The sequence below is a fragment of the Streptococcus mitis genome (assembly GCF_000960025.1).
Lineage (GTDB): Bacteria > Bacillota > Bacilli > Lactobacillales > Streptococcaceae > Streptococcus > Streptococcus mitis_DH.
In genome coordinates, this window is the sequence record NZ_JYGQ01000001.1 from 752869 (window position 1) to 776183 (window position 23315).

Genomic DNA, 23315 nt, shown 5'->3' on the forward strand with positions numbered 1-23315 from the left:
TCATGCCTCCTCAAAAGAAATCTCTGGCAACCGAGCAAGGATATCTTCTCGCTTAATCGCCCCTTGGCGTAAGATTTTCACCTTGTCTCCAGACAAGTCCAAAATAGTTGAATCCTGTCCAGTTAGAAAAGTATCGTCTTCTAGCCCCAAAACCTCTTGGTCAAAATCCTCTAGAATTTGAGCAAAGGTCACTCCACTTGCATGACCTGAGATATTAGCAGACGGCCCAATCAAGGGACCTGTCTCTCGAATCAAATCAAGGGTAATGGGATGACTCGGCATCCGAAATCCAACAGTTGCAAGACCAGAATTGACCCAATAGGGAACTCGGTCATTAGCTTCGAGAATAATGGTTAAGGGACCTGGTAAAAAGGTCTCTACAAGTTTTTGAAGATAAGTTGGCTGATTCTTAGAAAAGTGCAAGATGTCCTCTAGAGAGGCGATATTGAGGTTAAGCGCCTTGTCTCTTGGACGACGTTTGAGCTGGTAAACATGGTCAACTGCTTTTTCGTCTAGAGCCTTGGCAAAGAGACCGTAAACCGTCTCAGTAGGTAGAACGACCGCTCCACCATTTTCCAATTCTTGTCTAATCTTGTCCATCATCAACGACAACCATCCTATCTTGACCAAACTGGTCCTTGAGTGTTCGTACTCGTTTTTCAGGAAGATGCTTTCTAAAAAGTTCAGGAACACTTTGACCTTGCTTGTATCCAATTTCAAGGTAAATCTTACCACCATCTTTGAGATAGTCTTTTGCATCTTCCGCAATTCTACGGTAAATAGCTAGGCCATCCTCGTCTGCAAAAAGAGCTAGATGAGGTTCCGAATGCAAGACATTCAAGCCAACCTCTGACTCATCTTCACGAGAGATATAGGGTGGATTGGATACAATTATATCATATTTTTCAGAAATTTCTGCAAAACAATCAGATTTTTTGAAAAATATATTAAGTTTTTGATTTTTAGCATTCTCGGACGCAAGGTTAAGAGCCTCTTGGGAAATATCTGCTGCTGTCACTGACCAAGCTGGTCTATTTTTTGATAAGGCTAGAGCAATAGCTCCACTACCTGTTCCAATATCCAGAACTGAAAGATTCGTCTCAGAATTTTCAGCCAGGATAAGCTCCACCAACTCCTCTGTTTCTGGACGGGGAATCAATACTCGCTCATCAACTTTTAACTGCATTCCATAAAAATCTGCCTGTCCAATGATGTACTGTGCCGGTTTATGAGCTACTAACTGCTGGTAAATCTCTTCTACAAATAATTCTTCCTCTTTTGTCACTTCCTGCTGGAGGGCAAAGACAAAGTCAGTAAAAGAGAGATTTTTCAGGCTACGATAGACAAAAGAGAGGCTTTCAGCTTCCTCTCCTTGTCTTATCAACTCTTCTTCAAAATCTGAAAATAATTGAGCTAATTTCATTATTTGTTTAATTCTTCTAATTTTTGTGTTTGGTCATAGAGCACCAAGGCATCCACAACTTCGTCCAATTTACCAGACAAAATGGTATCTAGTTTTTGGAGAGTTAAGCCGATACGGTGATCTGTGACACGGTTTTGTGGGAAGTTATAAGTACGAATCCGTTCTGAACGGTCACCAGTACCAATAGTCGACTTACGCTCAGCATCTTGTTCATCTTGTGCAATTTGTGCGAAGTGGTCAGCAACACGGGCACGAATGATTTTCATGGCCTTCTCACGGTTCTTCTGCTGGGTACGTTCTTCCTGCATCTCAACCTTGATATTGGTTGGCAAGTGAACGATACGAACAGCAGTCGCAACCTTATTGACGTTCTGTCCACCAGCACCAGATGCGTGGTAGATGTCAACACGAAGGTCTTTTGGATCAATATCGTATTCTACTTCTTCGACTTCAGGCATGACAAGAACTGTCGCTGTCGAAGTATGTACACGGCCTTGGCTTTCTGTCACAGGGACACGTTGCACACGGTGGGCACCTGATTCGTACTTAAGCTTAGAGTAAACAGACTGACCTGAAACCATGGCAACGACTTCTTTGAAACCACCGACACCGTTCATAGAAGCTTCCATGACTTCAAAACGCCAGCCTTGAGCTTCCGCATACTTTTGGTACATAGTTAGAAGGTCTCCGGCGAAAAGTGCCGCTTCGTCACCACCAGCCGCTCCACGGATTTCAAGGATGATGTTCTTGTCATCGTTTGGATCCTTTGGAAGAAGCAAGATTTTCAGTTTTTCTTCGTATTCTTCTTTTTCAGCCTTGGCATCTTTGAGCTCTTGCTTGGCCATTTCTTCCAGGTCCGCATCTCCGCCTGATTCCTTAATCATCTCTTCAGCATCAACGATGTTTTGAAGGACTTGTTTATACTCACGGTAAGCTGTTACCGTATCACGAGTAGAAGCCTCTTCTTTTGAGAGATCCATGAAACGCTTGGTGTCCGAAACCACATCTGGGTCACTGAGCAACTCTCCTAATTCTTCATAACGGTCTTCTACAGCTTGTAGTTGATCATAGATGTTCATTTTTCTTCATTCTCCTTATTGATTTCAGGGGCAAAATAATGTTTACGGCAAACTGAGATATAGGTTTCATTTCCACCGATCTGAATTTGTTCGCCATCATAGACTGGCACACCATCTTGAGTTCGCAACACCATAGTCGCCTTTTTCTTACAATACTGACAGATGGTCTTGATTTCTTCAATCTTGTCTGCTAAGAGCAAGAGGTATTTTGAACCTTCGAACAACTCATTGCGAAAGTCATTCTTCAAACCAAAAGCCATGACGGGTATATCTAACTCATCAACAACACGAGCTAGGTCATAAACATGATGACGTTTGAGAAACTGGGCTTCATCGACCAAAACACAGTATGGTTTCTCCGGTAAATCTCGGATAAATCCAAAGATATCCGTTGACTCCTCAATCGCAATGGCAGGACGTTTCATACCAATCCGACTCGACACATAGCCAACACCGTCACGAGTATCAAGAGCTGAGGTCATAATGACAACACCTTTTCCTTGCTCCTCATAGTTATAGGCCACCTTGAGAATCTCAATAGTCTTACCAGAGTTCATGGTCCCATAACGATAATACAACTGTGCCATGTTTCTTGCTTCACGTCCATTTCTAAATTTTTGCTACATTCTAGTATATCATAATTTTCTTAAGCTTTAAACGGCAAAATGTGGTAAAATAGAAGAAATCAAAAACTAGTGGAGGAAGCTATTATGCCATTTGTACGCATCGATTTATTTGAAGGACGCACGCTCGAGCAAAAGAAAGCTCTTGCTAAGGAAGTAACGGAAGCTGTTGTCCGTAACACTGGAGCACCTCAATCTGCTGTTCATGTCATCATCAACGACATGCCAGAAGGAACCTACTTCCCTCAAGGTAAAATGCGCACCAAATAATCTAGCTTAAGCAGAATTGCTTAGGCTTTTTCAATCTCCAAGTAGCATCCATTGAAGAAATAACCTAAATTTGTTACAATTTGAAAGGATACTTGGAAAAATTTCCAAGAAAAGAGCTATTAATTAAAGGAAATATTATGATTACACGTGAATTTGATACCATCGCTGCTATCTCTACTCCACTAGGTGAAGGGGCTATTGGTATTGTCCGCCTGAGCGGAACAGAAAGTTTTGCTATTGCGCAAAAGATTTTTAAAGGAAAAGACTTGAGTCAGGTTGCTAGCCATACACTTAACTACGGTCACATCGTTGACCCTCAGACAGAAAAAGTCATGGACGAGGTCATGGTGGGAGCCATGAAATCTCCAAAGACCTTCACTCGTGAGGATATTATCGAGATTAACACCCACGGTGGGATTGCGGTGACCAATGAGATTCTCCAGCTAGCTATTCGTGAAGGGGCTCGCATGGCTGAACCTGGTGAATTTACTAAACGTGCCTTCCTAAATGGACGTGTTGACTTGACTCAGGCTGAAGCTGTTATGGATATCATCCGTGCTAAGACAGACAAGGCCATGAACATTGCGGTCAAACAATTAGATGGTTCCCTTTCTGATCTTATCAATAATACCCGCCAAGAAATCCTCAATACACTTGCCCAAGTTGAGGTCAATATCGACTATCCTGAGTATGACGATGTTGAGGAAGCTACTACTGCTGTTGTCCGAGAGAAGACTAGGGAGTTTGAGCAATTGCTAACTAATCTCCTTAGGACAGCCCGTCGCGGTAAAATCCTTCGTGAAGGAATTTCAACGGCTATCATCGGCCGTCCTAACGTTGGGAAATCAAGCCTTCTCAACAACCTCTTGCGTGAGGACAAGGCTATCGTTACAGATATTGCTGGTACGACACGTGATGTCATCGAAGAATACGTCAACATCAACGGTGTTCCTCTAAAATTGATTGACACAGCTGGTATTCGTGAAACAGATGATATCGTTGAACAAATCGGTGTTGAGCGTTCGAAAAAAGCTCTTAAGGAAGCTGACTTGGTTCTACTGGTGCTAAATGCCAGTGAACCACTAACCGCCCAAGACCGCCAACTCCTAGAAATCAGTCGGGAGACTAATCGCATTATTCTTCTTAACAAAACCGACCTGCCTGAAGCAATTGAAACTTCAGAACTTCCAGAAGATGTCATCCGTATTTCAGTCCTTAAAAATCAAAACATTGATAAGATTGAAGAGAGAATTAACAACCTCTTCTTTGAAAACGCTGGTTTGGTTGAACAAGATGCTACTTACTTGTCAAATGCCCGTCACATTTCCCTGATTGAAAAAGCAGTTGAAAGCCTACAAGCTGTTAATGAAGGTCTTAAACTGGGGATGCCAGTTGACTTGCTTCAAGTTGACTTAACTCGTACTTGGGAAATTCTCGGTGAAATCACTGGGGATGCGGCTCCTGATGAACTTATCACCCAACTCTTTAGCCAATTCTGTTTAGGAAAATAAGAAATCCATGATCGTTATTGCGGTCATGGATTTTATTGTCTTTATTAGTAATCTGGTCTTAAAACCCCTGTTACAGTTGCCTTAGTTGCTTCGTAGTCGCCATCTACGACAACCTTGATAATGCGTTTGGCATCTTCTTCTGGTGCTGGAACAAGAGGTAGACGAGTGGGTCCAGCTTCAAATCCCATATAGTTGAGAACGGCCTTAACTGGAGCAGGGCTTGGATAAGAGAAGAGGGCATTGACCTTAGGAATGAACTTGCGCTGAATAGCTGCGGCTTTCTTCATATCGCTTTCTGAAATGGCAGTGAACATCTCGTGCATTTCATCCCCATTTGTATGAGAGGCAACAGAAATAACCCCATCCGCACCAAGGTTCATGGCATGGAAAGCATCTCCATCCTCACCCGTATAAATCAAGAATTCTTCAGGCTTGTGCTCAATCAAGTAAGCCATATTAGCCAAGCTAGTACATTCTTTGACACCAATAATATTTGGATGGTCAGCCAAGCGAAGCATGGTTTCGGGAGTTAATTCGACAACCACACGACCTGGAATGTTATAGATAATAATTGGTAGGTCAGAAGCATCTGCAATGGCTTTAAAGTGCTGGTACATTCCTTCTTGCGAAGGTTTGTTGTAGTAAGGTACAATAGCAAGCCCAGCAGCAAAACCGCCAAATTCCGCTACTTCTTTGACAAACTCAATAGAGTCACGCGTATCATTGGTACCCACACCCGCAATCAAAGGAACGCGTCCATTGACAACCTTCTGTACAGCTGCAAATAGCTCCAATTCCTCATCGTGAGTCAAAGTTGGACTCTCAGCTGTCGTCCCTGCAAGGAGAATTCCGTCTGTATGATGCGTCAACAGATGCTCAATCAAGGCTGGAATAGCGTCAAAGTTGATGGAACCATCCTCGTGGAAGGGAGTAATAAAGGCTGTGATGATTTTACACTCTTTTAAATCTTGATAAGACATGAAAACACCTCTCTATTTCAAAGAAGGAGTTCATCTGAACTCCTAAATTATATGACTATTTTAATTCAAATTTCAATTCAGCTGTTGGACGAACCAATCCACGTTCGTGAAGAGTTTCTGCAATCTGAACTGAGTTCCAAGCAGCACCTTTGAGCAGGTTGTCTGAAACAACCCACATGTGGATTCCTTTTTCAGCATCCAAGTCTTTACGGATACGACCAACAAAGGTATCACGTGAACCCACTGCATTGATAGCTTGAGGATAAATTTGATGAGCTACATCATCCTCAAGAACAGCACCTGGGAAGGCTGCGATAGCTGCTTTTACTTCTTCGATTGGAGCCACTTCTTTTGTTTCGATGTAAACAGACTCAGAGTGAGCTGACAAGACTGGAATACGGACACATGTTGTAGATACTGCAATGCTGTCATCTTCCATAATTTTCTTAGTCTCCTTAGTCATCTTCATCTCTTCGTAAGTGTAATCATTGTCAGTGAAGACATCGATTTGTGGAAGAGCATTGAAGGCGATAGGATAATGTTTCTTGTCCCCACCTGAAGGCAAGATTTCCGCATGCAAATCACGTGGTTTCACACCATCATTCAAGACTTCACGAAGTTCACGTTGTGTTTCAAGAATTGCTCCCATACCAGCACCTGAAACTGCTTGATAAGTTGAAACAATGATACGGTCCAAGCCCCATTTTTGGCGAACTGGCTCAAGAGCTACCATCATTTGGATTGTTGAACAGTTAGGGCAGGCAATAATCCCGTTGTGGGCATCAAGTGCATGAGCATTGACCTCTGGAACAACCAAAGGAACATCTGGATTTTGACGGAAGTAAGATGTATTATCTACTACTACCGCACCAGCTTTAACTGCGTATGGTGCATATTTAGCTGATGTAGAACCACCTGCTGAAAAGAGAGCAATATCAACTCCTTCAAAAGCTGTTTCAGTTGTTTCTTCAATCGTAATATCTTGATCTTTAAACTTCAAAGTCTTGCCTGCTGAACGTGCAGAAGCAAGTAAACGAATTTTATCGATTGGAAGTGTTGATTCTTCCAACATTTTTATCATCTGAGCTCCGACAGCACCTGTCGCGCCGACTACAGCAACTGTATATCCCATAAATAACCTCTTTTGGAATTTTCTAAAAATTTCTATAATAGATGTATTATACTACTTTTTCCATGAATTGCAAAGCTTTTTCATCATTTTTTAGAAAATAAAAATCCCCAGTCGCTAGACTAGGGACTGAGAGGCATCTTCATGTGATGAGCAGGTTCACACAACTCATCAAGGTCCGCTCCTGCGTTATGACCTCCTTATGCTCAATAGTAGTCCGAAGACTACCTATCGACTCATCGCGTCTATTATATTACTAGAAATAAGTGGTTTTGTCAATAAGAAATTTTTGCAGGATGACTTTTATTATACAAAAGTCAGAATTTTTTCTCTTGAGCATAAGAAAAAACTCTTGTGCTCAAGAGTTTCCCTGTAAATATCATGCTAATTGCCGGGATTGAACCGGCGACCTCATCCTTACCATGGATGCGCTCTGCCAACTGAGCTAAATCAGCTTACTTAGAAAGTATACTATAGTTAGAAAATCTTGTCAAGTTTCCTTAGAAATTTTCCATAAGAAAAAGCCAGGTAAGAGCTACCTAGCTTATCTTCTTCTATTTGCTTAAATCAATTCGACGACCAATTTTACCAATGATAATCGCACCAATAATTAATGAAGCAAATTCACCAATCCCTGTTGTAAACCAAGTAAGGAAAAATGGTAATTCTGCTACAATATTTAACTCTGCAGCGATAGTAAACATGGAAATTGAAAAGAGGATTGAAAAGAAGAAATGATCTTTTCTAATTAATCCATTAAAGAGGTAATCTTTGCTGTATTTTGCAAAAAGCCAAACACCTAGACTAAGGAATACTAGGGTTGATCCACCACCAACAAAGACATCTAGCAGTCCGAAGCTAAAGAAATTAGCAATCATACAACCGATAGTAACTCCGATGATGTACTTAGGATTGTAAAAAGCCATAAAGTTCATCATTTCTGAAATACGGAACTGATAAGCACCATAACTAATGGCATTTAGGGGCGGTGTAACAGTCAAAACGACATAGATAGCAGCAACGATTGCAATATCTGCAACATCACGAATAGTTAATTTTTTCATTTTTTCTCCTTTGGCGGTTTCCCGCGTATAATATGCTTGGTGAAAGAAGCTAAGCACCAAGGGTTGCTTGAATCAACCTTACTAGTATAGCACAATAGCCTGCTTTATGCTATACTAAAAGCATGAAAAAACGCATTCAAAGTCTCTTCGTGAATGAGCTCTTAGCCTATCTTTTTTTTGGTATAGCTACTACTCTTGTTTCCATTCTATCTAGATTAGTCATTTATCAACTAACTCATAGAGAACTCCTTGCTACTGGACTAGCAAATAGTATCGGTATCCTGTTTGCATTTATTACAAATGATACAATCGTATTTAAACAAGATAGGCAGAATTGGCCAAACCGTTTAGTGAAATTTACTCTGGCACGTCTTTCTACTTTTCTTTTAGACTTGTTTTTAACTTTTCTCTTTGTAACTCAGTTTCCTAATATTATCGGGCAATTTGTAAATTATAATATTAATAAGGTTAATAGTGTTGAAACAGTTATTGCACAATTCTCAATAATTATCCTCAATTACATTTTTAGTAAGGTATTTATTTTTAAAAAATAAGAAAAATTTTAAACATATAGCTTGCAAGAATTTCTTAATTAATATATAATTAAGTGTAAAAATTTTTTGAAAGGAAATTATGAAAATGTTAAAAGATCTTAAAGCATTCTTGCTTCGTGGTAATGTTGTTGACCTTGCTGTCGGTGTGATCATTGCCACTGCTTTTGGTGCAATCGTTACATCACTTGTTAACGATATCATCACTCCACTTATTTTGAATCCAGCCTTGGAAGCTGCGAAAGTACAAAACATTGCTGAGCTTGCTTGGAATGGTGTTACATATGGTAAATTCTTGAGCGCTGTTATCAACTTCCTAGTTATCGGTACTGTTCTCTTCTTTGTAATCAAAGGTATTGAAAAAGCTCAAAGTCTTACTAAGAAAGAAGCTGCTGAGGAAGCTCCAGCTGGTCCAACTGAGTTGGAAGTACTTCAAGAAATCAAAGCCCTTCTTGAGAAAAAATAATCAATTAAAAGGATCTAGCACAAAGCTAAATCCTTTTTTCTTTACTCTTTTGGTAACTTACCTGCTTTTTCAAGCATTTTCTTAATAAGATAAGGCATCTTAACATTTTCCCGACCTTTTTTCTCAATCAGTTTTTTCACAAATTCCGGCATTTGTAAATCTTGAGATTCGGCCAAGATATTTTTAGTTTCATCCGAAGGAACTAACTCATCAAAGGTTTCTTCTTCTGGGAGAAATTCCTTAAATTCTTTGTCCTCATTAGCTCTGACTGCATTAACCAAGGCATCAATCAAACGTGAATCCGTATTTGGCATTGGTGGACGATGATAGTTCACCCCCAATTCCTGACACAAGTCATAACATTCCACATCGTTGTCAAACAAGACTTCAATGTGCTCACTGATAAAACTGATAGGAACAAAAATATAATGGTCTGGATGTTCTTTCTGTTCTCTGAGATACTCCAAGACATCAGGTTTAATCCATGGAATTCCGATATCACTTTCACTTTGCCAAGTGTTAGTATATTGCTCAGAACTCAAACCTAGTTTTTCAGCGACTAGCTTGCTATTTTCAAAAATTTGATCGATATAAGGATCTCCAAAATCCAAGGCAAAAATGGGCACACTGTGGGCTGAAAAGATGACTTTAAAGCTATCCTGCTTTACTTCTTCTTTTAAAATCTTAGCAATTTCATCTGCCCAATAGTTTAAGAGCGCTTCTTCTTGATACCAGTCCTTGATAACTAAAAATTTAATTTGTTTGCTTTCTAAAAATTTCTCGTATCCCATGACAGAGTAGAACGAATAATGAGGCTCCAAAATCAAGCAAATACACTGCTCGGTTCCGTCTGCTTCCATCTGACTTATCACATCTGGAATAAAGGGTCTAGAAAACTTATTAGCAAAATAAACACTATACTCATTCCCCAGCCTAGCTTCTACCAAAGCAACCTCTTCTCGGGTAATTTTTTGCAGAGGTGTGCCTCCAATTAGTACATAATTATCATAGAGTGTTTGAATCTCGTGGTCTTGAGGTCTCACTCCGCGACGAATATTTGTGAAAAAATCAGCTACACCTTCAAAGGTAATCTCTTCTGGCGAACCAAAGGTCATCATTAAAATTGCTTTTTTCATAACTGCTTCCTTGTGATATTTTTATCAAATTTATTTTATCATGAATCCACTGATAAGTAAACGCCAACATAGCGAATTTCCCTAACTTCTGTCTTTTGTTTTTCTCTTCTTTCTATGATACAATGGAAAAAATGAATTCAAAAGGAGTTTTTTATGACTTATCCCAATCTCTTGGACCGTTTCTTAACCTATGTTAAGGTCAACACGCGCTCTGATGAACACTCTACTACTACTCCAAGTACACAGAGTCAGGTTGACTTTGCGACAAATGTCCTAATTCCTGAAATGAAACGTGTTGGATTACAAAATGTTTATTATCTACCAAATGGTTTTGCTATTGGAACTTTGCCAGCCAACGATCCGTCTTTAACACGAAAAATTGGCTTCATCTCTCACATGGATACTGCTGATTTTAATGCCGAAGGAGTTAATCCTCAGGTGATTGAAAACTACGATGGTGGTTTGATTGAACTTGGAAATTCTGGTTTCAAACTCGATCCAGCAGACTTTAAGAGTCTTGAAAAATATCCAGGACAAACACTCATCACAACAGATGGAACAACCTTACTAGGAGCTGATGACAAGTCAGGTATTGCTGAAATTATGACAGCTATTGAATATCTGACTACTCATCCTGAAATCAAACACTGTGAGATTCGTGTTGGTTTTGGTCCAGATGAGGAAATCGGTGTTGGTGCTAATAAATTTGATGCAGAAGATTTTGATGTTGATTTTGCCTACACAGTTGATGGTGGGCCACTAGGTGAGCTTCAGTACGAGACATTCTCAGCAGCTGGAGCTGAATTGCATTTCCAAGGGCGCAATGTTCACCCTGGTACTGCCAAAGGTCAGATGGTCAACGCTCTTCAGCTAGCAATTGATTTTCATAATCAACTTCCAGAGAATGACCGACCTGAGTTAACTGATGGATACCAAGGTTTCTATCATCTTATGGATGTTGCTGGAAACGTTGAGGAGGCGCGTGCAAGCTACATCATTCGTGATTTTGAAAAAGATGCCTTTGAAGCGCGTAAAGCAGCTATGCAGTCTATCACTGATAAGATGAATCAAGAACTTGGTAGCGACCGTGTCACTCTAAACTTGACAGACCAGTACTACAATATGAAAGAAGTCATTGAAAAAGATATGACTCCAATTACCATTGCTAAATCTGTTATGGAAGATTTAGGTATCACTCCTATTATCGAACCAATTCGTGGAGGGACAGACGGCTCTAAGATTTCCTTTATGGGAATCCCAACTCCTAATATCTTTGCGGGAGGAGAAAATATGCATGGACGTTTTGAATACGTCAGCCTTCAGACTATGGAACGTGCAGTTGATACCATCATTGGTATCGTAGCTTATAAAGACTAAAAAGACGAGGTAGCTTAGCTACTTCGCCTTTCTTTTTATTCTGCTGGTTTTTCTTGATTTCCAGTACTTGTTGTAGATTCTGTTGTTTCCTTTTCTGAAGCTGGTTCGGCAGGTTTAGAATCTGTTGTGTTACTTTGTTTGTTTTCGTCGCTTGCAGTTTCACTATTTGATTCTGCAGTTGCTGATGTTTCAGTTTCGGGACTTGTCTTAGCACCATTTGACTCAGCATTTGTCGCTGGAGTTGCTTCTTCACTTACGCTTGATTTTGACTTGATTTCTTGATTCAAGACCAGAATAGCTTTTGTCAATTCAAGTAAAGCATCTTTATCTTTACTCTTAGCAGAAAGTTGATCTAGTAATGCATCTACTTTATCAAAGTCTGCATCAGAACCCTTATTGTTTTCTAAGTAAGCGTGAAGTGACATGAGGATATCGTAAAGTTTTTGATAGAGTACAAGTGTCTGAGGATCTTGCTCAGCATTTTCCTTTTCTTGTTGAAGGGCGCTAGCGATACGAGTCAAGACATCTTTTACCTGACTGTTTACTTCATCCAAGTCCGCATCAGCCTTGTTTGTGGCAGCTTTGAGATTTTCTACTTCTTCTGCCAAGGATTGTCTGATTCCTTCTTCTTGGATTTGTTCTAAGAGTTGATTTGCCTTGCTCAAGAGGCTTTCTACTTCTTCCTTGCTAACATGATTGACATGTTCTTCAGGCATAAAGTCTCCGTACAATTCTTTCAAGAAGCCATAAATAGCTGTCTTGGCAGTTTGGTTATCAACTTTTTCAGTATCTAGAACTGTCTGAGTCGATTTAGCAGTAGTTGGTTGAGCTTTCAAAGCTTCTTCCACTTCTTGTTTTGCCTGATAGATGCTTGGGAATAGTCTGTTCAATTCTGCTGCCTTAAGGAAAGATTGAGATTGATACAAGGTCCAAGTCAACTGAGCTACTTTGTTCCGAAGTTCATCATTTAAACGACCGTCATTTACGTGTTCGTAGAAATACTTGATGTATTCCACTGTTGTAACACCTGTTCGGTCATTAAAGTCTTGAAGAGCTTGAAGTTGTGATTCAACCGCTGCTAAACCAGCCTCATCTTTTGCCAATTTAGCTTCTTGAAGTCGAACAAGAAGGTCTTTCTTAGGAAGTCCATAAGAGTCTGTATCCAGTGTATTGATTTTATCAATCAAGGCTTGGTATTTCTTATCTAGAGCGCTTGTTTCAGTAGGTTTGACACTTTCATCAATATGGATATATTGCTTATCAAAGAGATCAAGGGTTGCAAGATAACCTGCTGTAGAGTTAGTTGCCAGTTTCTTCATGTTTTCAGTAAACTGACCTAAAGCTAACTCAATCTGTCTTTGTTCGATAGGCTTGTCTTTGTAGATACTTCTGCTATCAGCTAGAAGTTGATCCACTTTTTCCAAGACTGCCTTCTCATCAAAAGCTCCAGGTTGATAATTGGATTGTAGGGCTGGAATCTTGTTTTTCAAAGCCACTTCATATCCCTTAGTTTGAACCTTGATGTAGTGATTGTGGTCGCCATGAGGAATCACAAAACTACCATTTTCTACCTGTAAGCTATACGGAGACACGCCATCTCTCAAAGCAGTCGTGTAGAGTTCGTTTAGGAAATCAAGTTCTGGATTGCCAGTTTGGAGTGGCAAACGAACATGTTCCTTACGAACAGCATATGGGTGGATATGAGTTGGATCGTAGGCTTGGTCTGGATTTCCAAAGACAAAGAAGCCATTTGAAATTCTAATCGCTTCAAGTGGAACACCGTAGGTCTTAGAAATATAAGCAATCTTTTCTTCATCGCTAGCATCTCTTGAGAAAGACTCTACCGTTTTAGCAAGAGGTTTTACAGGCTCTGAATCATGATGTGTTTTCAAATGGTCTTGTGCACCCTTAATTTGCTCTGCTGTCAAATCTTTCTTGAAGAAATAATGATTGTGATCGCCGTGACTCATGACAAAACCTTGCTCATCCTCACTGATGACACGATCGGCATCAAAACCATGATCATGCTCTTCATCATGATGGTGTCCATGATGGTGTCCATGATGATCTTCATCGTGATCGTCATCATGAGCTGGATTTGGTTTTGCTGGATTTGCCCCTTGCAAGTGGTCTTGCGCTGCCTTAATTTGATCAGCAGTCAAATCCTTCTTGAAGAAGTAATGATTGTGGTCACCATGACTCATGACAAAGCCTTGTTCATCCTCACTGATGACACGATTAGCGTTAAAACCGTGATCATGGTCTTCATCATGATGGTGTCCATGATGATCTTCATCGTGATCGTCATCATGAGCTGGATTTGGTGTTGCTGTATTTGTCCCTTTCAAGTGGTCTTGCGCCGCCTTGATTTGATCAGCAGTCAAATCCTTCTTGAAGAAGTAATGATTATGGTCGCCGTGACTCATGATAAATCCCGCTTCATCTTCAGCAATAATACGATTGGCATCAAAGCCGTGCCCATCTTCTTCATGTTCCTCATGTGAAACACCAGGATTGACTGGAAGAGATGGCGAAGGTGTTGTTAGACCATTGTTTGGAAGAATCGGTTGACCAATTTGATTCGACTTAGGAATGTAATGGAAATGATCACCATGTCTTACAATATAAGCTGTAGCAGTTTCTTCGACAATATCTTTAGGATTAAAGATATAACCATCAGATGTTGAAGGAATTTCCTTATTTAACGTTGAAGAAGCATTATTCAATATAGATGGATTACTTGGAAGACTTGCTAGACTAGACGCTACTTCATGAGGCTTTTCATTTGTAGAAACTGTAGAACCAGTTCCACCGATAGGCACCATTCTAGCAATCTTTTCTTCTAAAGGAGAGAGCTTGCTGTAAGGAATAAAGTGATAATGGTCACCATGCGGAATCGCAACTCCATTTGGTGTACGACTGATAATCTTAGCAGGGTCAAAGACCAGACCATCTGATTCACTGTAACGTTTGTCGCTAGGTGAATCGTAGAGTTCTTTCAATAGACTTTGGAGATTTTCAACTTTGCTTTCTGGCTTGCTAGTTAATCCCTGCACTGTAGATTGAGTATTATTCTCACTAGCTGTTGAAGAATAGCTTAGCTGACTTGGTTGCGTATTTTTCCCAGCTAAATGAGCTTTAGCAGCAGCTAACTCACTAGCAGACAAATCACTTTTTGGAATATAGTGATAGTGACCTCCATGAGGAACGATATAAGCATCACCCGTATCTTCGATAATATCAGCTGGATTAAAGACATAACCATCATCTGTCGTATAGCGTCCCTGAGACCTTGCTACAGCAACATCAGAGCTGACCTTCTCATTATCTTTGACGTGTTCTTGTTTTTGACGATTGATTTCATCCTTAGTTCGAACATTATCAGCATGAGCTACATCTTTCAGATAGACATAATATTTTCCATCAACCTTGATGATATAACCACCCTTGACTTCATTGACAATATCAGCATCTTTAAGTTGATAGTGTGGGTCCTTCATCAAAAGTTCTTCACTAAAAAGGGCATCATAAGGAACTTTCCCATTATAGTAATGATAGTGATCACCGTGTGACATTACATAGCCCTGATCTGTAATTTTGATGACAATTTGCTCAGCCTGAATTCCTTCTTTCTGGCTAACCTGATCTGGTGTCAAGTTTTCACTTTTCTGACTTGACTGGCTACCATCCACATAAGAAACACGATTATTGTCTTTATTTTCCTGCGAGCGATGCTGGTTCAGTGCATATGCGCAAAGACTTAAGGATACGATAACAGCTGATCCAGCTGCTATATATTTTTTACTGAATTTCATAAATTCCTCATTTCAATAAATGATGAAGCTTTTTTTAACTTCTTTTTCTCGGTTAAACAGTTTTTCTAAACCGGTTATTTAACCGATTAATTAACCAGTAAATAGTTTACCTTTTTTAAGTTTATCTGTCAAGATTTTTATATCATTTTAAAAAATAAAAGCCAGTATTGCTACTGACTCTTACATCATTTTGATTTATAGTATAAAGTTTATACTGCTGGTTTCGTCGTAACTGACTCACTACCTTTTAACAAAGCAAGCAATTTTTCTGCTTCTGCCATAATGCCATTATTATCCATGGTTTGGAGACTCAAATTATTCCGTAAACCAGATAGGCTCTCTGTCACATTGTCTTTCAAACTAGCATCCGTTACTTTAGCAAGTAGAGCTTCTACTTCTTTGAGTTTGGTTTCTACTTTTTCGGTTTCTACTTGAGGTACTTCAGCTTCGTCTGTTGTATCTTTAGATACTTCTTCTGTCTCGTCTTCATCAGTGCTCGGTTTATAAAGATTATCTACTGAAGGATTTAAAGCAGCGTGATTCTCTTTTTCATCAGATTCAGGGCGAGTTGGCTCACTTACTTCATCATGTTCCTTATTTTCATTATGTTTACCGTCTTGGTCTGCCTTATTTTTACGAACATGGTCGCTGGCATTTCCCCAACCATTATCTGAGTGAGGACGTTCTTCAGGATGTTCAACATAATATTTTACAGTCGCAAAGAGATCCTCAAGGCTATAACCCTTAGGTGCTTCATAGAGTCCTTCGTCAAACCAACCAAATTTAATGTTATGGTAATGGTCGTAATGAGGTATAATTAAGCTACCATTTTTAACTTCAACAGTATGTTGTAGATTGTAAGGAATATGATCAAGTGGAACCTTCTTAGCTGCTTTCACTTTATTATAGATTGCTTCTACTCCTTTAGCATCAGTATTTCCTGAACCCTGATTATCTGTTGAAGGAGGCGTCAAACCTTTCTCTTTAGCATAAGCCTGAGCTGCCGTTCTTTCAGCTTCAGACAAACTATCTTTCTTAATCCAATGACTATGAGTCATATGTGGAGTTACATAAGCATCTCCCTCATCACTGGTAATATCACGAGTGTCAAAGATATAGCCATCTTCTGTTGTGTACTTGCCTGCTAATTTCGCTAATTTAATTTCATCGTCTGTATAAGCAATTTGAGCATTTGATTTACCAAGTCGCTCTGGATGAGTAATTGGTGCTAAGAATGCTAATAAATCATCTACCAATTTTCCTTTATTAGAAGATTCATCATTCAAGCGTTCTGCTAATTTGTCTAAAGCTTGAAAATCAGAAGTACGCCCCTTATTTTCAGACAAGACTTTATGAGCCTCGGCCAATAAATTATATGCTTTATCATAAAATTCTTGATCACGAGGAGCGACATTTTCTTTCTTAGCAACTAGATCGTGTGTTTCTTGAATTTTCTTAGACAAGAGATTTTCAATAGCATCAATCTTATCCTTGGCCAAATCTTTAGCAAGAACATAACGACTAACGCCCTTATCCTCTATAATATATCCGTCTCCAACTTTTCTAACAACCTGGTTGACATCAAATTCAGTCGGTTTATTTTCCGCTGACGCTTGAGGTTTGGTAGTAGGCGCTGGCTTCAGTGGAGTGACGCTTGGCAAGACACTGCCATTTTGTCCCTTGACAGCTATCATACGAGCCAATTTTTCTTCCAGCGGTGACATTTGTGAATAAGGGATAAAGTGATAATGGTCTCCGTGAGGCACTGCGACACCATTAGCTGTACGTTTGATGATTTGTGCCGGATCAAAGACTAAGCCATCTGATTCAACATGACGTTCTGACAAAGGTTTGGCATACAATTCACTTAAAAGTGTTGGGATATCTTTACCTTGATTTTGATGATATGTTGGGGTGACAGTCAGGTTTGGAGTCTCTGTCAAACTTGGTTGGGCTGGTTTAGCATTATCACTACTTGGTTTACTTGAACTTGTGGCAGAATGTGAGCCCTGCTTCCCATTCCAATAGGCTTGGGCTGCAGCCAATTCTCCTGCTGACAAATCACTCTTCGGAATATAGTGGAAATGATTGCCGTGCGGTACAACAAAAGCGTCACCTGTATCTTCAATCACGTCTGTCGGACTAAAGACATATCCATCATCCGTTGTATAGGCACCTCCAGTTCCTCGATTCGGTGCCGGCGTATTGAGATTAAAGTTTGGTTTAATGGTTGAACTTGGTGTTGAACTTGTTTTCTCAGGGCTACTTGGCTTCGTATTATCAGCATGACTTTGAATTGGCTGACCTCCAATTGGTAGATTTCGAGCCAATTTTTCTTCCAAAGCAGACATTTGTGAGTAAGGAATGAAATGGAAATGATCTCCGTGAGGAACTGCGACCCCATTGGCAGTACGTTTTGTAATCTGTGCTGGGTCAAATACTAATCCATCAGACTCCACATGACGTTGGCTAAGTGGCAAAGCGTACAATTCTTGAAGAAGACTAGCTAAATCCTCATTTGGGCTCTCCAGAGCTGTAGCAGGATTTTGAGGTGTCTCAGATTGACTCGTTCTCACACTAGATCTTGTTTCTCCCCTGCTAGAACGATATTCAACCGTACTTAATTGACCGCCTTTTCCAGATAAGAAGGCTTGGGCAGCAGCTAATTCACTGGCAGACAAATCACTCTTCGGAATATAGTGGAAGTGATTGCCATGAGGAACGATATAGGCATCACCCGTATCCTCAATGATATCAGATGCATTGAAGATATACCCATCATCCGTTGTATAGCGTCCCTGAGCTCTGGCAGCAACTACTGCTTGATCGTTAGAACTGCCTCCATGATTACTACTATGTTCCTGCTTCTGACGTTTAATCTCTTCTTTTGTCCGAATATTGTCCGCATGGGCGGCATCCTTGAGGTAAACATAGTATTTCCCGTCTACCTTAATCACATAACCACCCTTGATTTCATTGACAATGTCTGAATCCTTCAACTGATAATTCGGATCTTTCATCAGCAGTTCTTCACTGATGATAGCGTCATAAGGAACCTTGCCATTATAGTAATGATAATGATCTCCATGAGAGGTCACATAACCTTGATCCGTAATCTTGATAACAATTTGTTCGGCGTTAATTCCCTCTCTCTTACTAACTTCATCTGGTGTCAAGTTCTCTGCCTTTTGACCAGCCTGATCACCATCTATATAAGCTACTCGATTAGAATCTTTCTTAACTTGACCAGCTTGGTAACGACCAAGTTCATAGGAACAAACACTTAGGGCAAGAACTGCCACTGAACCCGCTACATATTTTTTATTGATTTTCATTCTTTCCTCATTTCAATTCTTCTGCTAAAACACTCATATTTTCTTCAAGATTTTCGAGATAAGTCTTGTCATTTTGTGGGTCTGCCTCTAAAGGATTCAGAGTTTTAAGCCCCACACCTGTTGATTTGACAAGAGTTTCAGCTACTTTTGAAGAAGCGTTACTTTCTGTAAAAATCGTTTTAACCTTATAGGTTTTAACAAATTCCTGAATTTCTGTTAGTTGTCTTGGACTTGGTTCCTGTTCAGGAGAGATACCAGCGATTCCAAGTTGATTGAGTCCAAATCTCTTAGCTAGATAAGAAAAGGCTGTATGTTGTGTTACAAATGTCTTCTGACTCGCTTTTTCAAATTTAGGCTGGAATTTCTGAGTTAATTCTTGAGCTTTTTTGATAAAGGCTTGCGCATTTTTTTGATAAGTTTCTTTATGCTCACTATCCACCTCTGAAAGTTTATCAGCAATAATTTGGGCTTCTTCTCCAGCTTTTTCAGGATCTAGCCAAGTATGAGGATCATAGAGCGTTTTTTCATCAACTCCATCCCCTGCTTCCACATCTTCTAGCCCTGGGACACGGTCTAAAGTCATTCCCTCTGAAGCCTCTAAAACCTTCACTTTAGATTTTTTTAGATTGGGATCCAGACTTCCTGCCCAAGATTCAAGCGTATGCGAATGGTAAACAAAGACATCTGCATCATAGATGGCTGCGATATCATTTGCAGAAGGTTCAAAGGAGTGAATCCCACTACTTGACTGAATCATCCTAACATCATTCAAGTCACCAGATACTTCCTTGACCATAGCATAGATAGGATAAAAACTAGTTACAATTTTCATCCCTTTACCTAACTGGCTTTCCTTTTGACCACAAGCACCTAAACACAAAAGAAAGATACTTAACAATACTAAAAATAAACTTTTTTTCTTCATAGATAACTCCTTAACTATTTAATTAACTGGTAAACATTCTACTCCTAAAAATTTAATCTGTCAAGCTATTTTTAGAAAAAAATTGAAATTTCTTTCACATATAAAAATCTGCTGAGTTTCAATAACTCAACAGATTCTCACTTTATATACTCAATGAAAATCAAAGAGCAAATTAGGAAGCTAGCCGTAGGTTGCTCAAAACACTGTTTTGAGGTTGTAGATAAGACTGACGAAGTCAGTCACATATATACGGCAAGGCGAAGCTGACGTGGTTTGAAGAGATTTTCTAAGAGTATTATTCTTCTATGGTAGAATGCTTATAGCCATAAGTAAAGTAAATGATACTTCCTACTAACAATGCAACTAGGAAAGCAATCCAAGTTTCCATATTATACTGCAACATAAAGGATAGACAAATGATGATTGATAAAATTGGTAATAAGGGTACCAGTGGTGTTTTAAATTCTCCTGCTTTGGGCATTCCTTTTTCTTTCCGTAAGCGAATCAGACCATAAGCCAGCATGATCAAGTAGGCCAAGGTACAAATATTTAAGAAGGCTGCGATACTAGCAAGAGGGAACATTCCTGCTGCTACTGCTGAAGCTAGACCTGTCAAGATAGTAGCATTTTTGGGTACCTTGCTTGTTTTGGTCAGTTCTTTAAAGGTAGCAGGCATCAAGCCGTCACGCGCTAAACTGTAAATCATACGCGAGAGGGCATAGGTCATCGAGATACAAACCGTAATCAAGGTCAAGATAGCCACTAATGACACATAATTAGCTGCCCAACTAATCCCAACGCTACGAAGGGCAAAGGCAACGGCATCGTCGACATTTAGATGACTATAGTGAACCACACCAGTCAAAACAAGAGTCACCAAGGCATAAAGAATGGTTACGATAGAAAGCGATAAGACAATCCCTCTAGGAATATTTTTTTGAGGAGTCTTGACTTCATCTACAGCCATAGAGATGGATTCAAAGCCCAAAAAACCAAAGAACATCAAGGACGCACCAGCCATAATACCAGTACTGGCACCATAGATTTGTCCAAAACCATAGGGAGCAAAATTGCTCCAATTATCAAGTTTAATATGCCAAATTCCTACTAAAACAAAGAGAGCTAAAGCGGAAAATTTCAAAATCACTAGAATAGAATTAAAGCGTAAGGCTGCCTTGGCATTTAGTAAAACAAGCGAAGTAACTAGAACCAAGACAAGAATAGGCAATAAATCAACAAATGTCCCTGCTTGAGGATTAAAGGTACCATTTAAAGCCTGAGGAAGGGCTATCCCGTATTGAGAGAGCAACCCTTTAAAATAAGCTGCCCACCCCGAAGCCACGCCTGATATGGCTGTCATGAACTCCATCATGGTTAACCAACCTGCCAACCAGGCTGGGAATTCTCCTAAAATAGCATAGAGATAACTGTAGGCACCACCTGTAGCAGGTACTCGTGAAGCAAATTCTGCAAAAAAGAGAGCTGATAATCCCACACATAAGGCAGAAATGACAATTGAAATCACTAGGGCTGGACCAGCAAGTGTTGCAGCTGCAGTACCAGTAATTGTAAAGACGCCTGTCCCTACCATGGCTCCGATACCCAGCAAAATCAAATCCCATAACTTCAAATGCCTGTGCATCTCTGTTTTATCCAAACTAACATTCTTTGTTCTAAATATATTCATCTTTGACTCCAAAATAAAATGATGATTCTATTTTACCATAAATATAGGATATTTGTGAATATTTATAAAATGTTTTCCTAAAAAAATCTGACTACTCTCTTGTAATCAGATTTTTATCTATTCTAGTTCATTTCTTTAAAGGCTGCTTCTGCATCCGCATTGCTGATAACACCAAATTGAATCTTCCCAATCTTTCCTTGACTGTCAATCAGGTATTCTGTAGGAATGCTTCGAATTTGATAAGCTTGGAATGTGGTTGCTTTTGTGTCATAAAGAACTGGGATATCCTTATAACCTTGATCTTGGAACCATTGTGGGAATTGCTCGACAGTTTTTTCACCTTGAATTCCTGGTGCAATGACACTAAGAATTTCAAAATCACGATCTGGTTTCGCCGCTAATTCCATCAACTCAGGCATACTTTTCTTACATGGACCACACCATGAAGCCCAAAACTTCAAGTAGACTTTTTTCCCCTTATAATCAGATAACTTAACTTCTTTACCATCCATAGATTGTAAGGTGAAGTCTGGCGCATCTTTTCCAACAGCAATTTGTTGTACAGTCGTTTGTTGCTGTTGTTTTGGGGATTGTTGTGGAGCTTGAGTCTTTTTAGTCTCTTCCTCACCACAGGCTATCAATACGACTAATGACAAGAGGCTTAAGGCAGCAAACATTACTTTTTTCATCTTTTTCTCCTTTATTCAAAAATTCCAGCTAGAACATTTACTTGTCCTAATAGTAACAAAATTCCCATTAAAATAATGAGGAAACCACCAATTTTCTTCAGTAGCATCATATGACGTTTAATTTTACTAAAATAAGGCATTACTACACCTGAAGCTAGAGCCAAAAGCAAGAAAGGAATTGCCATCCCCAGAGTGTAAATCAAGGTATAGATTGCACCTTGCCAAGCGCCATTTCCTCCAGAAGCCGCAAGCGCTAAAACAGAACTCAAAACAGGACCAATACAAGGCGTCCAACCAAAGCTAAAGGTAATACCGAGTAAAAAGGCCGACCAATAACGATTGGCTTCTGATTTCTTAAAAGTAAAGCTTTTTTGAACCTCTAATTTCTTAAAATGAAAAATTTCCATCTGGTGAAGACCTAAAATGATAATAATTGTTCCCATGGTATAGCGAAACCAATTGGCATAGAGAATATTCCCAAAGTAACCAGCACCAAATCCTAGAATAAAGAAAATGAGTGAAATGCCTACGATAAAGCAAAGCGTTCGAATCAAGCCGGACCACGCAACTTTTCTCCCAAACAAAGAAAAACTTTTTGCACTTTCCTGATCATCCAGCAAAATTCCAGTATAAACAGGTAACAGAGGAAAAATGCAAGGGGAAAAGAAGGACAAGATCCCTGCTAAAAAAACGGAGATTGAAAATACTATCGTTTCCAATAAAAAACCAACTTTCTTAATAATTCTAATCCTATTTTACTATAATCAATTTCATTTGTATGATTTCTGCTACGCAATTTGAATTAGTCTGTACTTGAAATATTTTCCGGTACTAGTTCATTCAGATTCTGGCCCTTTTTTGCCTCCTATACACAAAAAAAGCCTACTGCCCAAGCTAGAAAGCTTGATACAATAGGCTTTTGGAAGGTTGATTATTTAACAGCGTCTTTAAGAGCTTTACCAGCTTTGAATGCTGGAACTTTAGAAGCTGCAATTTTGATTTCTTTACCAGTTTGTGGGTTGCGACCTTTACGTGCAGCACGCTCACGAACTTCAAAGTTACCAAAACCAATCAATTGAACTTTTTCACCAGCTGCAAGGTACTCAGTTACTGCTGCGAATACAGCTTCAACTGCTGCTGCTGAGTCTTTCTTAGTCAATTCTGTAGCTTCTGCTACTTTAGCGATCAAATCTTGTTTGTTTGCCATGTTAATGATTCCTCCAATTTTATTTCTAATTAACAAATATAATCATAT

General features: G+C 39.5%; 20 protein-coding genes, 1 tRNA gene and 1 riboswitch. Of the genes, 5 read left to right on the top strand and 16 right to left on the bottom strand.

All coding sequences use genetic code 11. The annotated features are described in order from the left end of the window. From TZ91_RS03895 to TZ91_RS03910, 4 genes are read right to left on the bottom strand one after another with little or no spacing between them, the layout of a single operon-like run. Nucleotides 1-603 (bottom strand): L-threonylcarbamoyladenylate synthase, encoded by a 603-nt coding sequence (locus TZ91_RS03895; protein ID WP_033687011.1) that lies wholly within the window; start codon nucleotides 601-603, stop codon nucleotides 1-3. After that, nucleotides 587-1423 (bottom strand): peptide chain release factor N(5)-glutamine methyltransferase, encoded by an 837-nt coding sequence (prmC, locus tag TZ91_RS03900; protein WP_045597101.1) that lies wholly within the window; start codon nucleotides 1421-1423, stop codon nucleotides 587-589. The genes TZ91_RS03895 and prmC overlap by 17 nt, the downstream gene beginning before the upstream one ends. Beyond that, nucleotides 1423-2502, bottom strand: coding sequence for a peptide chain release factor 1 (prfA, locus tag TZ91_RS03905; protein ID WP_001028792.1), 1080 nt, complete (start codon nucleotides 2500-2502; stop codon nucleotides 1423-1425). The genes prmC and prfA overlap by 1 nt, the downstream gene beginning before the upstream one ends. After that, nucleotides 2499-3089 (bottom strand): thymidine kinase, encoded by a 591-nt coding sequence (locus TZ91_RS03910; protein ID WP_023947715.1) that lies wholly within the window; start codon nucleotides 3087-3089, stop codon nucleotides 2499-2501. The genes prfA and TZ91_RS03910 overlap by 4 nt, the downstream gene beginning before the upstream one ends. A gap of 123 nt (nucleotides 3090-3212) precedes the next feature. On the opposite strand from TZ91_RS03910, the gene TZ91_RS03915 reads away from it, so the two are divergent. Both TZ91_RS03915 and mnmE read left to right on the top strand, forming a co-directional pair. After that, nucleotides 3213-3395, top strand: coding sequence for a 4-oxalocrotonate tautomerase (locus TZ91_RS03915; RefSeq protein WP_023947717.1), 183 nt, complete (start codon nucleotides 3213-3215; stop codon nucleotides 3393-3395). Between the two features lie 137 nt (nucleotides 3396-3532). Beyond that, entirely contained in the window at nucleotides 3533-4906 is a 1374-nt protein-coding gene (gene mnmE / locus TZ91_RS03920) for a tRNA uridine-5-carboxymethylaminomethyl(34) synthesis GTPase MnmE (protein WP_045597102.1), read from the top strand. A 44-nt stretch (nucleotides 4907-4950) separates the two neighbouring features. Here the strand turns inward: mnmE and dapA are convergent, their stop codons facing one another. From dapA to TZ91_RS03940, 4 genes are all read right to left on the bottom strand, one after another. Continuing rightward, nucleotides 4951-5886, bottom strand: a complete 936-nt coding sequence (dapA, locus tag TZ91_RS03925) for a 4-hydroxy-tetrahydrodipicolinate synthase (RefSeq protein ID WP_033687012.1) — start codon at nucleotides 5884-5886, stop codon at nucleotides 4951-4953. A 55-nt stretch (nucleotides 5887-5941) separates the two neighbouring features. Next, entirely contained in the window at nucleotides 5942-7018 is a 1077-nt protein-coding gene (locus TZ91_RS03930) for an aspartate-semialdehyde dehydrogenase (RefSeq protein ID WP_033687013.1), read from the bottom strand. Between the two features lie 379 nt (nucleotides 7019-7397). Beyond that, nucleotides 7398-7470: transfer RNA gene (locus TZ91_RS03935), tRNA-Thr, on the bottom strand. Nucleotides 7471-7569: 99 nt separating this feature from the next. Then, complete coding sequence (locus tag TZ91_RS03940) at nucleotides 7570-8079, bottom strand: QueT transporter family protein (RefSeq protein WP_000737071.1); 510 nt, start codon at nucleotides 8077-8079, stop codon at nucleotides 7570-7572. After that, nucleotides 8077-8173, bottom strand: a riboswitch (PreQ1 riboswitch). Its footprint overlaps the gene before it by 3 nt. 28 nt (nucleotides 8174-8201) lie before the next feature. On the opposite strand from TZ91_RS03940, the gene TZ91_RS03945 reads away from it, so the two are divergent. Together TZ91_RS03945 and mscL are read left to right on the top strand one after the other, a co-directional pair. Then, a complete protein-coding gene (locus TZ91_RS03945) occupies nucleotides 8202-8633 on the top strand; it encodes a GtrA family protein (protein ID WP_045597103.1) in 432 nt (143 codons plus the stop codon). An 85-nt stretch (nucleotides 8634-8718) separates the two neighbouring features. Then, a complete protein-coding gene (gene mscL / locus TZ91_RS03950) occupies nucleotides 8719-9096 on the top strand; it encodes a large conductance mechanosensitive channel protein MscL (protein WP_033687014.1) in 378 nt (125 codons plus the stop codon). A 41-nt stretch (nucleotides 9097-9137) separates the two neighbouring features. Here mscL and hemH read toward each other — a convergent pair whose 3' ends face one another. Further along, nucleotides 9138-10232, bottom strand: coding sequence for a ferrochelatase (gene hemH, locus TZ91_RS03955; RefSeq protein ID WP_033687015.1), 1095 nt, complete (start codon nucleotides 10230-10232; stop codon nucleotides 9138-9140). Nucleotides 10233-10385: 153 nt separating this feature from the next. Here hemH and pepT point away from each other — a divergent pair, with 153 nt between their 5' ends. Beyond that, nucleotides 10386-11609 (top strand): peptidase T, encoded by a 1224-nt coding sequence (gene pepT / locus TZ91_RS03960; RefSeq protein ID WP_033687017.1) that lies wholly within the window; start codon nucleotides 10386-10388, stop codon nucleotides 11607-11609. Between the two features lie 35 nt (nucleotides 11610-11644). Here pepT and TZ91_RS03965 read toward each other — a convergent pair whose 3' ends face one another. The 7 genes from TZ91_RS03965 to TZ91_RS04000 all read right to left on the bottom strand — a co-directional run bounded on the left by TZ91_RS03965 (nucleotide 11645) and on the right by TZ91_RS04000 (nucleotide 23267). Further along, on the bottom strand, nucleotides 11645-15424 hold the full coding sequence (locus tag TZ91_RS03965; RefSeq protein ID WP_045597105.1) for a pneumococcal-type histidine triad protein: 3780 nt from the start codon (nucleotides 15422-15424) through the stop codon (nucleotides 11645-11647). A gap of 209 nt (nucleotides 15425-15633) precedes the next feature. After that, entirely contained in the window at nucleotides 15634-18759 is a 3126-nt protein-coding gene (locus tag TZ91_RS03970) for a pneumococcal-type histidine triad protein (RefSeq protein ID WP_033687018.1), read from the bottom strand. Nucleotides 18760-18766: 7 nt separating this feature from the next. After that, nucleotides 18767-19684 carry a zinc-binding lipoprotein AdcAII gene (adcAII, locus tag TZ91_RS03975; RefSeq protein WP_045597106.1) on the bottom strand — a complete coding sequence of 306 codons (918 nt, stop codon included), beginning with the start codon at nucleotides 19682-19684 and terminating at the stop codon, nucleotides 18767-18769. A 295-nt stretch (nucleotides 19685-19979) separates the two neighbouring features. Next, nucleotides 19980-21371 (bottom strand): APC family permease, encoded by a 1392-nt coding sequence (locus TZ91_RS03985; protein WP_033687021.1) that lies wholly within the window; start codon nucleotides 21369-21371, stop codon nucleotides 19980-19982. Nucleotides 21372-21493: 122 nt separating this feature from the next. Then, nucleotides 21494-22060 carry a thiol-disulfide oxidoreductase-associated lipoprotein SdbB gene (gene sdbB, locus TZ91_RS03990; RefSeq protein ID WP_000757363.1) on the bottom strand — a complete coding sequence of 189 codons (567 nt, stop codon included), beginning with the start codon at nucleotides 22058-22060 and terminating at the stop codon, nucleotides 21494-21496. 11 nt (nucleotides 22061-22071) lie between these two features. Next, nucleotides 22072-22779 (bottom strand): thiol-disulfide oxidoreductase-associated membrane protein CcdA2, encoded by a 708-nt coding sequence (gene ccdA2 / locus TZ91_RS03995; protein WP_004241755.1) that lies wholly within the window; start codon nucleotides 22777-22779, stop codon nucleotides 22072-22074. 212 nt (nucleotides 22780-22991) lie between these two features. Next, a complete protein-coding gene (locus tag TZ91_RS04000) occupies nucleotides 22992-23267 on the bottom strand; it encodes an HU family DNA-binding protein (protein WP_001284640.1) in 276 nt (91 codons plus the stop codon). Nucleotides 23268-23315 lie beyond the last annotated feature (48 nt).

What these genes read in the sequence shown, in the direction of transcription:
- TZ91_RS03940 (WP_000737071.1), bottom strand. Translation starts at nt 8,079, where the DNA reads ATGAAAAAATTAACTATTCGTGATGTTGCAGATATTGCAATCGTTGCT.
- TZ91_RS03985 (WP_033687021.1), bottom strand. Translation starts at nt 21,371, where the DNA reads ATGAATATATTTAGAACAAAGAATGTTAGTTTGGATAAAACAGAGATG.
- sdbB (WP_000757363.1), bottom strand. Translation starts at nt 22,060, where the DNA reads ATGAAAAAAGTAATGTTTGCTGCCTTAAGCCTCTTGTCATTAGTCGTA.
- mnmE (WP_045597102.1), top strand. Translation starts at nt 3,533, where the DNA reads ATGATTACACGTGAATTTGATACCATCGCTGCTATCTCTACTCCACTA.
- pepT (WP_033687017.1), top strand. Translation starts at nt 10,386, where the DNA reads ATGACTTATCCCAATCTCTTGGACCGTTTCTTAACCTATGTTAAGGTC.
- prmC (WP_045597101.1), bottom strand. Translation starts at nt 1,423, where the DNA reads ATGAAATTAGCTCAATTATTTTCAGATTTTGAAGAAGAGTTGATAAGA.
- TZ91_RS03895 (WP_033687011.1), bottom strand. Translation starts at nt 603, where the DNA reads ATGATGGACAAGATTAGACAAGAATTGGAAAATGGTGGAGCGGTCGTT.
- TZ91_RS03970 (WP_033687018.1), bottom strand. Translation starts at nt 18,759, where the DNA reads ATGAAAATCAATAAAAAATATGTAGCGGGTTCAGTGGCAGTTCTTGCC.
- TZ91_RS04000 (WP_001284640.1), bottom strand. Translation starts at nt 23,267, where the DNA reads ATGGCAAACAAACAAGATTTGATCGCTAAAGTAGCAGAAGCTACAGAA.
- adcAII (WP_045597106.1), bottom strand. Translation starts at nt 19,684, where the DNA reads ATGAAGAAAAAAAGTTTATTTTTAGTATTGTTAAGTATCTTTCTTTTG.
- prfA (WP_001028792.1), bottom strand. Translation starts at nt 2,502, where the DNA reads ATGAACATCTATGATCAACTACAAGCTGTAGAAGACCGTTATGAAGAA.
- TZ91_RS03945 (WP_045597103.1), top strand. Translation starts at nt 8,202, where the DNA reads ATGAAAAAACGCATTCAAAGTCTCTTCGTGAATGAGCTCTTAGCCTAT.
- hemH (WP_033687015.1), bottom strand. Translation starts at nt 10,232, where the DNA reads ATGAAAAAAGCAATTTTAATGATGACCTTTGGTTCGCCAGAAGAGATT.
- TZ91_RS03930 (WP_033687013.1), bottom strand. Translation starts at nt 7,018, where the DNA reads ATGGGATATACAGTTGCTGTAGTCGGCGCGACAGGTGCTGTCGGAGCT.
- TZ91_RS03965 (WP_045597105.1), bottom strand. Translation starts at nt 15,424, where the DNA reads ATGAAATTCAGTAAAAAATATATAGCAGCTGGATCAGCTGTTATCGTA.
- dapA (WP_033687012.1), bottom strand. Translation starts at nt 5,886, where the DNA reads ATGTCTTATCAAGATTTAAAAGAGTGTAAAATCATCACAGCCTTTATT.
- TZ91_RS03915 (WP_023947717.1), top strand. Translation starts at nt 3,213, where the DNA reads ATGCCATTTGTACGCATCGATTTATTTGAAGGACGCACGCTCGAGCAA.
- mscL (WP_033687014.1), top strand. Translation starts at nt 8,719, where the DNA reads ATGTTAAAAGATCTTAAAGCATTCTTGCTTCGTGGTAATGTTGTTGAC.
- TZ91_RS03910 (WP_023947715.1), bottom strand. Translation starts at nt 3,089, where the DNA reads ATGGCACAGTTGTATTATCGTTATGGGACCATGAACTCTGGTAAGACT.